This is a genomic window from Psychrobacillus sp. FJAT-21963, assembly GCF_001420585.1.
Lineage (GTDB): Bacteria > Bacillota > Bacilli > Bacillales_A > Planococcaceae > Psychrobacillus.
In genome coordinates, this window is sequence record NZ_LJIY01000002.1 from 134,838 (window position 1) to 150,036 (window position 15,199).

The 15,199-nt window shown below is 35.7% G+C and carries 11 protein-coding genes; all 11 read left to right on the forward strand.

The genetic code is table 11. The features are described from left to right. Position 1 precedes the first annotated feature (1 nt). The 11 genes from dapA (at position 2) to ymfI (ending at position 15,196) form a co-directional block, all read left to right on the forward strand. Entirely contained in the window at positions 2-883 is an 882-nt protein-coding gene (dapA, locus tag AN959_RS06570) for a 4-hydroxy-tetrahydrodipicolinate synthase (protein WP_056829325.1), read from the forward strand. A 968-nt stretch (positions 884-1,851) separates the two neighbouring features. After that, on the forward strand, positions 1,852-3,519 hold the full coding sequence (locus AN959_RS06575) for a ribonuclease J (RefSeq protein ID WP_056829327.1): 1,668 nt from the start codon (positions 1,852-1,854) through the stop codon (positions 3,517-3,519). Positions 3,520-3,599: 80 nt separating this feature from the next. Continuing rightward, on the forward strand, positions 3,600-5,873 hold the full coding sequence (locus tag AN959_RS06580; protein WP_056829329.1) for a DNA translocase FtsK: 2,274 nt from the start codon (positions 3,600-3,602) through the stop codon (positions 5,871-5,873). Between the two features lie 211 nt (positions 5,874-6,084). Then, entirely contained in the window at positions 6,085-6,813 is a 729-nt protein-coding gene (locus AN959_RS06585; protein WP_053589925.1) for a GntR family transcriptional regulator, read from the forward strand. A 47-nt stretch (positions 6,814-6,860) separates the two neighbouring features. After that, a complete protein-coding gene (locus tag AN959_RS06590; RefSeq protein ID WP_056829330.1) occupies positions 6,861-7,943 on the forward strand; it encodes a BMP family protein in 1,083 nt (360 codons plus the stop codon). Positions 7,944-8,177: 234 nt separating this feature from the next. Beyond that, positions 8,178-9,731 carry an ABC transporter ATP-binding protein gene (locus tag AN959_RS06595; protein ID WP_056829333.1) on the forward strand — a complete coding sequence of 518 codons (1,554 nt, stop codon included), beginning with the start codon at positions 8,178-8,180 and terminating at the stop codon, positions 9,729-9,731. Then, a complete protein-coding gene (locus AN959_RS06600; protein ID WP_056829335.1) occupies positions 9,721-10,767 on the forward strand; it encodes an ABC transporter permease in 1,047 nt (348 codons plus the stop codon). Before AN959_RS06595 ends, AN959_RS06600 begins: the two co-directional genes overlap by 11 nt. Position 10,768: 1 nt before the next feature. Beyond that, positions 10,769-11,728, forward strand: coding sequence for an ABC transporter permease (locus AN959_RS06605; RefSeq protein ID WP_056829337.1), 960 nt, complete (start codon positions 10,769-10,771; stop codon positions 11,726-11,728). A 169-nt stretch (positions 11,729-11,897) separates the two neighbouring features. Beyond that, positions 11,898-13,175, forward strand: a complete 1,278-nt coding sequence (gene yfmF, locus AN959_RS06610; RefSeq protein WP_056829338.1) for an EF-P 5-aminopentanol modification-associated protein YfmF — start codon at positions 11,898-11,900, stop codon at positions 13,173-13,175. Next, positions 13,168-14,472, forward strand: a complete 1,305-nt coding sequence (yfmH, locus tag AN959_RS06615; protein ID WP_056829341.1) for an EF-P 5-aminopentanol modification-associated protein YfmH — start codon at positions 13,168-13,170, stop codon at positions 14,470-14,472. The genes yfmF and yfmH overlap by 8 nt, the downstream gene beginning before the upstream one ends. After that, positions 14,465-15,196: an elongation factor P 5-aminopentanone reductase gene (ymfI, locus tag AN959_RS06620; RefSeq protein ID WP_056829342.1), complete on the forward strand. Its 732-nt coding sequence runs from the start codon at positions 14,465-14,467 to the stop codon at positions 15,194-15,196. The genes yfmH and ymfI overlap by 8 nt, the downstream gene beginning before the upstream one ends. The last annotated feature ends 3 nt before the right edge of the window (positions 15,197-15,199 follow it).

Sequence of the window (15,199 nt, forward strand, 5' to 3'; positions counted from 1 at the left end):
AATGAATATAGGTCAAGTTTCTACAGCAATGGTTACTCCATTTCAAAAAGATGGATCAATCGATTATATAGCAACAGAGAAACTAATTGAACACTTACTTACTAATGGAACTGACTCTCTAGTTGTATGCGGAACAACTGGAGAATCTCCAACATTATCAACAGATGAAAAATTATCATTAATACAATTTGTTGTAGAAAAAGTGAACAAAAGAGTTCCCGTGATAGCAGGAACAGGAAGCAATAATACAGCTGCTTCCATTGATTTATCTTTAAAAGCAGAGGCACTTGGAGTAGACGCTCTTATGATAGTGACTCCTTACTATAATAAACCAAATCAAAGAGGTATGATTGCACACTTCAAAGCAATTGCCAATGCGACTACATTACCAATAGTTGTATATAATATCCCCGGTCGTTCGGTTGTTAATTTGGAACCGGAATCGATTGTCGAATTAAGTGAAATTCCGTCGATTCAAATTGTAAAAGAAGCAAGTGGAAGTTTGGATCAAATGACAAAAATATTAGCAAACACGGAAGAGGATTTTCTAGTTTATAGTGGAGATGACTCTTTAACGTTACCACTGATTGCAATTGGTGGATCAGGAATAATCTCGGTTGCTTCTCATGTTATCGGAACCGAAATGCAAGTGATGATTCAATTATTTCATGCAGGTGAGCATAAAAAAGCATCAAGTATCCATCAACGAATTTTACCAGTGATGAAAGCTTTATTTGAACATCCAAATCCAGTTGTTGTTAAATACGCCCTTTCAAAAATAGGGTTAGAAGTAGGTTCCTTACGTTTACCTTTAGTGGAAATGACTTCAGAAGAAAAAACAGCATTCGATCGAATTTGGGAAAGTTATTTAGAGAGTAAATAATAATAAGAGGCTGTCCTGAAAGTCATAAAAAATGACTTTTTGGGGCAGCCTCTTTCTTCATAGCATCTATTTTAAAAAGTGCGATATTTTCCGTTCCAGGCGGACGCTTTCCGCGGGCGAGCGCCGAGCCTCCTCCTTCGCTACGATCGAGTGCACTGAAAAAGTCTTCAATGAGATTTCATAACAGTATGTGGACGACAAGTTGTTCACATACTCGATTATTATTTGGATCCGTTAATTTCCGTTCCAGGCGGACGCGTTCCGCCGGCATGACTTCAGCCGCTTCCCTCGCTACGCTCAGTCCAGGGTCTTCAGTTCATGCTATTCCGGCAGGAGTCGCCGCCTTCTACTCCATTCAACTATTATCCGCTTTTCAAATAGATAACCATCTTGCCATTAATAGAGCAAGTTTTTATCACTAACATTTTTTCAATTAGTATTAATAGAAAATCGTTGAAAAAGGCGACACTCCTGCGGGAATAGCGTTAGCCGAAGACCCCACAGCGTAGCGAGGAGGCTAAGGCAACGCCAGCGGAAAGGGAGCCGTTTCAACGATATTTTCTTATTTATTGGACGAAATTATTTAGTAATGCAAATTCTATAGACTTTCAGTGCCCTCAACTTAGGAGAGGAAGGTAGGCTAAGTACGCTCCGTCAAATGGAAGGCAATCTAAGTTCGCCGCGTCCTGCGGCAATTATTGCATGACCCAACATCGTGTTGGACCAAGCGGCTCGGAACTCGCCCGCGGAAAGCGAGCGGTAAGTTTCGGAAAACATGGTTTGTCAACAGATCGCACTTCGATAACGACTGGAACCAGGTTTTCAACTTATAGAGACAATAAGCACTTTTCATAGTATCAATTAGTTTCTACCAGATGCGTTATGCTTTTATTATTGTGCGAATCGTTGACGTTCGATATAATGAAAACTAGTGGATGTTGGTCGGGTTAATTTTAGGAGGAAAACAATTGGTTAAAGTAAAAAATGAACTTATTCGAATTATACCGCTTGGTGGAGTGGGAGAAATCGGAAAAGCAATGTATGTGGTAGAAATTGACGAAGAAATATTCGTAGTAGACAGTGGACTTATGTTCCCAGAAAATGAAATGCTAGGTATTGATATTGTAATACCAGATATCACGTATTTAGAAGAAAATAAGAGTCGTGTAAAAGGTATATTTTTAACTCATGGACACGAGGATGCTATTGGTTCAATTGCGTATTTATTGCAAAAAGTACAAGCACCAGTGTATGGATCTAAGTTAACAATTGCTTTAGCTAAAACTCATATGAAAGCTTTGCCTACAAAGCAACAGGTTAAATACTTTGAAGTAACGAATAAGAGCCGTATGAATTTCCAAAATACGTATGTGACTTTTTTCCATACGACACATAGTATACCAGATTCACTCGGTATTGTTTTTCATACTTCAGAGGGCGCAATTGTGCATACAGGAGAATTTAAATTCGACCAATCAGCTAAAGGAAAATATCGCCCTGATATCGCAAAAATTGCCGGATTAGGTGAAGAAGGCGTATTTATTTTATTATCTGATTCAACGGAAGCAGAAAGACCAGGATATACAACTTCAGAAGCAGTTATAGAAAACCAATTATCAGAAACATTCCACGCTTCTCAAGGACGTATCCTTGTATCTTTATATGCTTCAAATTTTATACGTATTCAACAAGTATTAGATAAAGCTGCAGAAACTCATAAAAAAGTTGCGATAGCAGGAAAAAGCCTAGAAAATATATTTGAAATTGGGTTAGATTTAGGCTATTTTACAGTGGAAGAAGACACCATTATTCCAATAAAAGAGATATCGAAGTATAACGATAATGATATAGTTGTAATTGTATCAGGCAATCAAGGGGAACCCCTAGAAGCATTAGAAAAAATGGTTCGTAAACATCACAAAGATATAAAAATTAAAGACACAGATACAGTATTAATCACGTTTACCCCTTCTCCTGGTATGGAGGTTGGGATGTATTCAACGATGAACCAAATTGCTAAAGCGGGTGCAAAAGTATTGACTTCAGAAAAAAATGTCCATGTTTCTGGACACGGAAGTCAAGAAGATTTAAAAATGATGCTTAACTTAACAAAGCCGACTTATTTTATTCCAATTCAAGGGGAATATCGTATGTTAATGGCTCACTCTAAATTAGCTCAAGATATCGGTATGTCTAAATCAGAAATTTTTATTGCAGATAAGGGAGATATTGTCGAATATAAAAATGGAAAAATGAGAATGAGCGGAAGAGTTCAAGCTGGTAACGTATTAATTGATGGTATTGGTGTAGGGGATGTAGGTAATATTGTTCTACGTGATCGTAAGCTTTTATCGCAGGACGGTATATTTATAGTTGTTGTAACATTAAACCGTGCTCAAAAGAAAATTGCTTCTGGACCAGAAATACTTTCAAGAGGATTCGTATATGTAAGAGAGTCCGAAGAGTTAATGGATGAGTCTGCTAAACTAGTAAAAGCAGTTGTTGAAAAATATGTGAATAAAGAAACGTTTGAATGGACAAACATAAAACAAGAAATCCGCGATACGCTAAATTCATATTTATTCCAACAAACAAAACGACGTCCAATGATCATCCCGATTATTATGGAATATTAATGTGAGTATATAAGGATTTCCTTTCCGATTATTGCGGAAGGAAATCCTTTTTATCATTTTGAGGAAAGCAGGTGACTTAGATGGCACAAAAAAGGAAAAAACCAGTCAAAAAAGCAGCAGCCAAAAAAACGTTACATCCATTAATGTATGAAATTATTGGATTAATCGTTATTGGAATTGCAATTATCTCGTTTTATGAATACGGCCTTGTCGGAAAAAGTTTAGCGTATGTAGGTTATTTTCTATTCGGTAATTGGCATATTGCTGTACCGTTTCTATTAATTGTTTTTGCACTAATTATTATGATTAAACAAACATTTCCTTCTTGGAATCATCGACTTTTATTAGGTTTTGCCTTTGTATTAAGTAGTCTTTTGTTATTTAGTCATTTATCTCTCTTTGAACAGCTCTTTAGTGGAAATGCATTAGTAACAAATTCTGTACTAAGAGAAAGTTATAGAGTATTAGTAGAAAGTGGAGGAATTACAGATAGAAGCAGTTCACTTGGTGGTGGAATGATTGGTGCTATCCTGTTTGCCTCTTTTCATGTGTTGTTTGATGCTGCTGGAGCAAAAGTAGCTGGATGGCTATTGCTATTTATAGGCATAGTATTAATAACAGGTAAAGCACTAGTTCCTTATTTAGTTGAGGTATCTCCTAAATTTAAAGAGTTGTTTAAAAGACGTAAGAAAAAATCAAAACCAGTAGTATCGGAGAGAAAAGCAAGAAGAACAAAAAAAGAAATGGTCCAAGAAGAAGCAGTTACTATCCACGAGGAAAAAACTCTTCCATTAGAAGAAGAAATAATTCAAGATTCGGCTCCTATCATTTCTGCATTTACGGAACGAATTTCTAAAAGAGAAGAGTCAACAGAAGCTCCCGAACCATTAGAAATTAATATGGAATCAGAAGTTATTGAAAATGAAGATTATCAACTCCCATCGATGTCACTTTTAGATTCACCTACTCACAGTGATCAAAGTGGAGAATTAAATGCAATTCAGGCGAATGCAAAAAAGCTAGAACAAACTTTTTTAAGTTTTGGAGTAAAAGCAAAAGTTACTCAGGTTCATTTAGGGCCAGCAGTTACAAAATATGAAGTGCTTCCTGATGTAGGAGTAAAAGTAAGCCGTATTGTAAGCCTACATGACGATTTAGCTTTAGCACTTGCAGCGAGAGATATTCGAATTGAAGCTCCAATTCCAGGGAAATCTGCAGTCGGTATAGAGGTTCCGAATAAGGAAGTTGCAATTGTTAGCCTGAGTGAAGTGCTAGAATCCAAAGAAAATAACAAGCCTAATCTAAAGCTTCTAATTGGTTTTGGTAGAGATGTGACGGGACAAGCTGTATTAGCGGAACTAAACAAGATGCCTCATTTACTCGTTGCAGGTTCTACCGGTAGTGGGAAGAGTGTTTGCATTAATGGAATAATAATCAGTATTATGATGCGAGCTAAACCTCATGAAGTGAAAATGATGATGATTGACCCTAAGATGGTAGAGTTGAATGTGTATAATGGCATTCCCCATCTTTTAGCTCCAGTTGTGACAGATCCAAGAAAAGCTTCACAAGCCTTGAAAAAAATTGTATCGGAAATGGAAAGAAGATATGATTTATTTTCTCACACAGGAACACGAAATATAGGTGGATATAACGAACACATTGATAAATGGAATGAAGAAAATGAAGAGAAACATCCAAAACTTCCATATATAGTTGTAATAGTTGATGAGTTAGCAGATTTAATGATGGTAGCTTCAAGTGATGTGGAGGATTCTATTACGAGACTTGCACAAATGGCACGGGCAGCTGGTATTCATTTAATAATTGCTACACAACGACCAAGTGTGGATGTTATTACGGGTATTATTAAAGCAAATATTCCTTCGAGAATAGCATTTGCAGTATCTTCTGCTATTGATTCACGAACTATATTAGATATGGGAGGAGCAGAAAAACTTTTAGGGCGTGGAGATATGCTTTTCCTACCTGCTGGAAGTTCGAAGCCTGTCCGTGTTCAAGGTGCATATTTATCAGATGCTGAGGTAGAACGAGTAGTAGATTTTGTCATTGAACAACAAAAAGCAAATTATCAGGAAGAAATGATTCCAGATGAAGTGGAAGAATCTTCAGAACAACTAGACCGAGATGAGTTATATGAGGATGCTTTGCAATTAGTAACAGACATGCAGACTGCATCTGTCTCCCTTTTACAACGTCGTTTTAGAATCGGATACTCTCGTGCTGCTCGAATTATTGATCAGCTCGAAATGGGTGGAGTTGTTGGTCCATATGAAGGAAGTAAGCCACGGCAAGTGCTTATATCTAAACAAGCGTTAGATGAAGAAATATGAGGACATATATAATTATTTTTTTGCAATTAGTATCACACTTTGAAGATATAATATGACAAAAACATTACATTTAGTTAAATTTTACGTTAAATCTTTTATTCTAATATTAATAAAAGTATTTATTTCAATCATTAAAAATGTTATAGTATGACTGATTAGTAGGAATCTTTTACATCGGAGGTCTGATCTCTTCAAAATGGTGGTGTTTTCGTTGACAATCAAAATAGACCATCGTCATCTGTATCTTCAAGTAATTGATCGTCTTAAACAAGACATTGACAATGGCATATTCAAAGAAAAGGAAAAGCTTCCGTCAGAATTTGAATTAGCTAAAACGCTTGGAGTAAGTCGTGCAACTTTAAGAGAAGCACTTCGCTTATTGGAAGAAGAAAATGTCATTATTAGAAGACATGGTGTCGGCACATTTGTTAATTCAAAGCCTGTTTTTACTTCAGGAATTGAACAATTATCTAGTGTTTCATCCATGATTCGAAGTGCAGGAATGGAACCGGGAACAATTTATCTTAGTTCTATGCAATCACTTGCTTCTGAAGATGATATAAAACGCTTTCAGTGTAGTGAAGAACAATCAATAATATCGATGGAACGAGTCCGTACTGCAAATGGTGAGCCAGTTGTATATTGTATAGATAAAGTTCCAGAAAATTACTTGCCAAATGATTTTCTTGTTAGAGAAGAAGGTTCTATATTTAATGCATTAGAGGAATCGGGAGAAATTAGAGTTTCGCATGCGGTAACATTTATTGATCCAGTGGGATATCATGAAATTGCTTCACCGACGTTAAACTGTGAACCAGAAACTTCATTGCTTGTATTAAAACAACTTCACTACGATGAAAATGATCGTGTAGTTTTGTACTCGAAAAACTATTTTCGAGCTGATAAATTTAGCTTTCATGTTGTTCGGAAAAGGGTGTAAAAAGATTTAAATTCCTGCTAATAAGAAAAAAAATGGGGGTTTTCAATTTGACAAAACGTAAATTTGGATTAGGACTGTCACTTGTACTTGCTGCTGGAACAATTCTTGGAGCATGTGGTGCAAAAGAAGATGAGGCTACTCCTTCAAAAGGTAATGAAGGTTCAGGTTCAACTGCAAGTGAAGCAAAAGACTTTTCTTTAGCAATGGTAACTGACGTTGGTGGAGTAGATGACAAATCATTTAACCAATTAGCTTGGGAAGGTATTGAAGCATTTGGGAAAGAAAACGGTCTTGAAAAAGGTGACGGTGGATATGATTACCTTCAATCTGCATCAGACGCTGATTACAATACAAACTTAAATAACTTAGTTCGTCGTGACTTTGACGTAGTTTATGGTATTGGTTTCCTAATGGAAAAACCAATTGCAACTATTGCTGAGCAACAAAAAGATGCTCAACTTGCTATCATTGATGCTATTGTTGATGCACCAAACGTTGCTTCTGTAATGTTTAAAGAGCAAGAAGGTTCATTCTTAGCAGGTGTAGCTGCTGCTCTAATGTCAGAATCTAAACAAATCGGATTCGTTGGTGGAATGGAAATTCCAGTTATCGAACGTTTTGAAGCTGGTTTCTTAGAAGGTGTTAAAGCTGTAGATCCAAGCATTAAAGTAGATGTTCAATATACAGGGAAATTTGATGATGCAGCACTTGGTAAAACTACTGCAAACCGTATGTACTCTTCAGGAGTAGATATTATTTTCCACGCAGCTGGTGGTACTGGTAATGGTGTATTCGCTGAAGCAAAAGAACGTAAAACAAAAGATGCAAATGCTAACGTATGGGTAATCGGAGTTGACTCTGACCAATACGAAGAGGGTGCAGTTGGTGATACTAACGTAACTCTTACATCTATGCAAAAACGTGTTGACGTAGCAGTTCAAAACATTGCAAAAGAAACAATGGCTGGAAACTTCCCAGGTGGAAAAACAGTAACTTATGGTTTAGCGGAAGAAGGAGTTGGCCTTGCTGATTCTCGTGGAGCTATTCCAGAAGATGTTCTAGCAAAAGTTAAAGAGTTCTCTGATAAAATTGCTTCAGGTGAAATCGTAGTACCTGAAACAGTAGAATAATTTTGTAACGCACATCATAAAGGCCGAGTTATCGGTCTTTATGATTCTTTAATTAGTAGATGAAAGATTTTAAATATTTAAAGTCTTCATTAGATTTTTGAGTCTAATTTAATAGATAGACATTTCAGGTTATAAGGGTTATTGATTATGAAACTATTTCCAATAATCTATAAGATGAAAATTTAAAGTCTTTCTTGTATTAATTTTGTACTAGTATAGTAGGGAGTGAATTCATTGGATTATGTAATAGAGATGCTTGGCATTCGTAAAGAGTTTGGATCGTTTGTTGCAAATGATAACATTACCCTTCAATTAAAGAAGGGAGAAATTCATGCTCTGCTAGGGGAGAATGGTGCTGGAAAGTCCACTCTCATGAATGTTTTATTTGGTCTATATCAACCAGAAGCTGGTGAAATAAAAGTTAACGGGAAATCAGTTAAGATAACTGATCCAAACGTTGCCAACGATCTTGGAATAGGTATGGTACATCAGCATTTTATGCTTGTAGAAAATTTTACGGTAACTGAAAACATTATTTTAGGTAATGAGTTAACGAAAAATGGAACTATCAATATTAAAGATGCTTCAAAAAAAATACAGAAATTATCCGAGATGTATGGTTTAGATGTAGATCCAAACGCAAAAATTGAAGATATTTCTGTAGGTATGCAACAACGTGTTGAAATCTTGAAAACACTTTATCGTGGAGCAGAAATTTTAATTTTTGATGAACCTACTGCTTCTTTAACACCTCAAGAAATTCATGAACTAATTCAAATTATGAAAAGACTTATCCAAGAAGGAAAATCTATTATTTTAATTACGCACAAATTAAAAGAAATAATGGACGTTTCTGATCGTGTTACAGTCATTCGTAAAGGTGTAGGAATTGGAACAGTTATTACTGCCGAGACAAATCCAAATGAACTTGCTTCTCTAATGGTAGGAAGACAAGTCGACTTTAAAACAATTAAGGAAGAGGCCCATCCTACTGATGACTCGCTTATTATTAAAGATTTAACTGTTACGGATTACAGAGGAATTGAAAAAGTTAAGGGATTAAACTTAACAGTTCGTAAAGGAGAAATACTAGGGATAGCTGGTATTGATGGGAATGGACAATCCGAATTAATAGAAGCTATTACTGGCCTTCGTAAAGTTAAGAAAGGTACTATTTCTATCAATGGACAAGATGTTACGAACAAAAAGCCTCGTCAAGTGACAGAAGCAGGAGTTGGGCATATCCCACAAGATCGTCATAAACATGGTTTAGTATTAGACTTTTCAATAGGGCATAATATTGCGTTACAAACATACTATTTGTCACCTATTTCGAATAAAGGAATTATGGATTATGGGAAAGTATCGGAGCTAGCAAAAAAAGTAATTAGTGACTTTGATGTTCGTACTCAAGGTGAAGATACACTTGCGCGTTCCTTATCAGGAGGAAATCAACAAAAAGCAATTATTGGTCGTGAGATTATTCGAAATCCCGAACTTCTAATTGCTGCATTACCAACGAGAGGTCTTGATGTTGGTGCTATCGAGTTTATTCATCAACGCTTAATCGAACAACGTGATAATGGAAAAGCAGTACTACTTCTTTCATTTGAATTAGATGAAGTAATGAATGTTTCAGATCGTATCGCGGTTATTCATGATGGCCAAATTGTTGATACTGTGTATCCGAAAGATACAACTGAGCAAGAGCTTGGCTTGTTAATGGCAGGTCAAAGCATAAGAGAAGAAATTGAAGTGAACCAGGGGGATAAACAGCATGTCGAATAGAGTAGTAAATATTCTTGTCCCTGTTATATCGGTTATTTTAGGGTTGCTTGTCGGAGCTATCGTCATGCTAGTTAGTGGATATGATCCAGTACAAGGTTATATTGCATTATGGAATGGTATTTTTGGAGATTCATATGCAATCGGAGAGACAATCCGTCAAATAACACCATACCTTTTATCTGGTCTAGCAGTGGCTTTTGCGTTCCGAACAGGATTGTTTAATATTGGGGTAGAAGGACAACTTTTAGTTGGCTGGTTCGCAGCTGCATATGTTGGTGTAGCTTTCGATTTACCAATGTATATACATCTTCCATTTGCTATTATTGCTGCTGCATTAGCAGGTGCTATATGGGCATTTATTCCTGGATTATTAAAAGCGAAGTTGCAAGTTCATGAAGTAATTGTAACGATTATGATGAACTACATTGCACTTCATACAACAAATGCCCTTATCCGGATTATTTCGGATGGAGGAGATAACACAGGTACTATTAAAGAGACCGCTTCATTAAAGTCGGCATTTTTTGAAAGTATGACTGACTTTTCACGCTTACATTATGGTATTTTCATTGCTCTTGCGATGGTTTTATTAATGTGGTTTATCTTAGAAAAAACTACGACTGGTTACGAGCTAAAAGCAGTTGGTTTTAACAAAAATGCTTCTCAATATGCTGGTATGAATGTAAATAAAAATATTATTTTATCTATGGTTATTTCTGGGGCTTTTGCTGGTCTAGCTGGAGCTATGGAGGCACTTGGTACATTCCAATACGCGAATGTAAAAGGTGGATTTACTGGAATAGGTTTTGACGGTATCGCCGTAGCCCTTTTAGGTGCGAATACTCCACTTGGAGTGGTTTTCGGAGCAACTTTATTTGGGGCTTTAAAATATGGGGCTTTAAATATGCCGAACGCAGCAGGAATACCTGTTGAAATTGTATCGATTGTTATTGCAATCATTATTTTCTTTGTAGCTTGTGGTTACGTTATTCGCTATTTCCTTGAAAAAATGAACAAGAAAAAGGAGGCGAAATAATATGAGCTTTTTAGATGTTCTATATTTCATTATTCCATCGGCTATTTTCTATGCTGCTCCATTAATCTTTACTGCCATTGGTGGGGTGTTTTCTGAACGTTCAGGTGTTATTAATATTGGACTTGAAGGTTTGATGGTAATGGGAGCATTTATTGGTATATTATTTAACTTAATGTTCGTAGATACTTTTGGAGCCTTTACTCCTTGGGTTTCATTACTTGCAGCTATGGTTGTCTCAGCAATTTTTTCTTTAATGCATGCAGTTGCAGCAATATCTTTCCGTGCTGACCAGACCATTTCTGGGGTTGCGATCAATATGCTTGGTGTCGCAATTGCATTATTCTCAGTGAAAATGATTTATGGTAAAGGTCAAACAGATTATATTCAAGAACGTTTTATACGATTTGACATACCATTTTTAAGTGATATACCGGTGATAGGACCAATGTTCTTTAAGGATGTTTATTCAACGTCGATTTTAGCTGTAGCAATAGCGATTCTAGCTTGGTTTGTTATTTATAAAACTCCATTTGGATTGAGATTACGTGCTGTTGGTGAACATCCGATGGCAGCAGACACGATGGGTGTAAATGTTACAAAAATGCGCTATATAGCGGTTGTATTATCTGGAGCTCTAGCTGGTATAGGGGGAGCGGTTTATTCGCAATCTATCTCAGGAGAGTTTAGCCATACTACTATAAATGGACAAGGATTTATGGCACTTGCAGCAATGATTTTTGGTAAATGGCATCCACTTGGTGCTCTAGGAGCGGCTTTATTCTTTGGTTTTGCTCAAGCGCTAAGTATTGTGGGAGGGCAAATTCCTTACATTGACCAAATACCAAGTTATTTCTTACATGTACTACCTTATGTCTTGACGATCTTGGCGGTTGCTGGATTTATAGGTAAAGCATATGCACCGAAAGCAAGTGGAATTCCATATATAAAAGGTAAACGATAAGTTTTTAAACGTTTATTTTGATCGTCTTAAGAGACACGTTAGATGTATACTATTGTTAAATCTGTAGGGACCAAATTTATTTGGTCCCTTTTATTTGGCATAGTTTAAAAGGAAGATGTATAGTGAATAGAAGATAGAGTAAACTATATAGAAAAAGGGGGATAACAACATGTTTCAGAAGTATGAACTTGCACATGGTGTTAAGCTTTATGTTAGACCGACAGAACAATTTAAAACAATTAATATTTCATTTAAATGGAAACAGCCAATTAATGTTCAAGATGCCTCAATTCGTGCAGTACTTGCCAATATACTTCAATATAGTAATGAAATATATCCTACGAATTCCGAATTTCGTAAACGTGTAGATGAATTATATGGGGCAGTTATATATTTCGATACGATAAAAAAAGGTAATAATCATATCTTTTCGTTGAATGCTGAAACTGTAAATGATGCTTATTTGTCTAATGAAAAGGTAGTAGACGAAGTAATTTCCTTGCTTTCTACAGTAATTTATAAACCCCTTTTAGTAAATGGTAAATTTGTTGATTCCATCGTAAAACGTGAGAAGGAACAAGTTATCGAACGAATTCAATCCATGTATGATGATAAAACTAGATATGCTCAACAACGTTTGCTCGAAAACATTCGTCCAGATCACCCTGCTTCCATATCTTCAAATGGAACGGTACCTGCAGTTCAAGCAGTAACAAATGATCAATTAGTTGAAATGCACAGAAAAATAATAAACGATGATGAATTATCTATTTACATAGTTGGTGACGTAGATGTTAATGACATCAAAGGGAAAATAGAAAGTCACTTCCCATTTACAGCTCGCAAAGATAAAGTATCATCCAAACACGATACACAAAAAGTAGGTCATAAAAACGAATTTTTACATGAAATACAAGAGATGAAACAAGGTAAATTACATATTGCCTATCAAACACCAATTACTTTCTTCTCTGAAGAATTTCCAATTATGCAGATGACAAACGGGATTTTTGGTGGATTTGCTCATTCAAAAATATTTATGAATGTTCGGGAAAAAGAAAGTATGGCTTATTACGCATCTAGTAGTTATTCATCGATGTATGGTTTAATATTCGTGTTAGCTGGAATAGATTCGAACTTACAAGAAAAAGCAGTACAGCTGATTGATGAACAACTGAAGGTAATGCAAGCTGGTGAGATTTCTGATTTAGAAATAAATCAAACGAGATCGATGTTAAAGAACCAGCTAAAGGAAGCGTTAGATTCTGCTCGTGCACAAATTGAAATTTATGATCAATATAAAGAATTGAATGAAGAATTTACAGTAGAAGATTGGTTTGAAAAATGGTCTAATGTGACAAAAGACCAAATTCAACAAATGGCTTCTAAGATAGAGAAGGAATTCGTCTATTTCCTATCTGGTAAGGATGGTGCGGAGAATGAATAAAACTTATTTTCAACAATTAGATGAGACTTTATACAATGAACAACTACCGAATGGTTTAAATGTATATATTTTACCGAAAAAGGGTTTTTCCAAAACCTATGTAACATTTACAACTAATTATGGCTCAATTGATCGTGAGTTTATCCCTCTTGGCAAAGAGGAACCGGTTATCGTTCCAGACGGGATTGCTCATTTTTTAGAGCATAAAATGTTCGAAAAAGAAGAAGGCGATGTTTTTCAACAGTTTAGTGAAAAAGGTGCTTCGGCTAATGCTTTTACCTCGTTTACGAGAACTTCTTATTTATTTTCGTCCACAGATCATGTGTTAGATAATACAAAAACTTTGCTTGATTTTGTTCAACAACCTTACTTTACAGAACAAACAGTAGAAAAAGAAAAAGGTATTATTGCCCAGGAAATTACCATGTATGACGACCAACCAGATTGGCGATTGTATTTTGGTACGATTGAAAATATGTATAAAGAACATCCTGTGAAAATTGATATTGCAGGAACAATTGAATCTATCAATAAAATAACTGCAGATCATTTATATGAATGTTACAACACTTTTTATCATCCATCTAACATGATGGTATTTGTGGTCGGTGCAGTGGATCCAGAGATAATGATGAATTTTATAAAAGAGGATCAAGCGTCAAAATCATTTGAAAAACCGCAGGAAATAAAAAGATTTTTCCCAAATGAGCAATTATCTGTTGATATTCAAGAACGTACTCTTCAAATGGATGTACAAAAACCTAAAGTAATGTTCGGAATTAAATCAAATAATACAAATATCTTTGGAAATGAAATGTTGAATTATGAACTTTCCATGCAGGTGGCAGTCGAATTAATTTTTGGTAGAACTTCAGTCTTTTATCAAGATGTATACGAAAAAGGATATATTGATGAATCATACTCTGCGGATTTTTCAATGGAACATGGCTATGGATTTACTATGATTGGTTCAGATTCCACTAATCCTGAAGCACTTGTTGCTTCCATTAAACAAACAATCGCAGATACTCAGAATGAATGGAAATACACGGAAGATGACTTAAAGCGTGTTACACGTAAAAAGATTGGCTTTTTCTTACGTGCTTTAAATTCTATTGAATATATCGCGAATCAATTTACTCGATATTCGTTTAACAAGATGAATTTATTTGATGTAGTCCCTGCTTTGGAAAACTTAACGATGGAACAAGTAAAACATGCGTTTAAATCATTAACTAACAGTGAAATGCATACAGTATTTACCGTTCTTCCAAACGAGAAGAAGCAAAATGACTAACAAATTTGCTCTAGTTGTAGGTGCATCAGGTGAGATTGGTCATGCAATCAGTTATAAACTTGCTGAAGCTGGTTGGTCATTGTACTTACATTTTGCTAGTAATGAAGAACTTGTAAAAAGCTTGTTAGCAAAACTAGAGTCTTCTTATCCAGAACAAGATTTTTTGCTCGTTCAAGCGGATATGAGGAGTTCTGAGTCTGTAGAATCTTTAGTATCCTCGATATTTTCGCTTCAGTCCATTATATTTGCTCAAGGGCATAGTTTGTATAAAGGGTTAGAAGAGACGACATTAGTTGAAATACGAGATCTTTTCCAAGTGCATGTTGAACATCCAATTTATTTAGCTGGAAAACTTACACCCAAACTTCGAAAAAATGTGAATGCCTCCATTGTTTTTGTAGGTTCTATATGGGGAGACACCGGGGCTTCTTATGAGGTAGCATATTCCGCTGCAAAAGGTGCTCAGCATGCGTTTGTGAAAGCATATGCAAAAGAAGTGGCTTTGCAGAAAATTACAGTCAATGCTGTTGCACCAGGATTTATTGATACTAAAATGAATCATCATTTAGATATGGAAGCACGAGATCTGTTATTAGAAGAAATACCTGCTGGTGTATTTGGTACTACGGATGATGTGGCAAATGCTGTCGAATTTTTAGTAAGTGAGAAAGCAAATTATATAACTGGTCAAATTATCCGAGTAAATGGTGGATGGTATATTTGATGT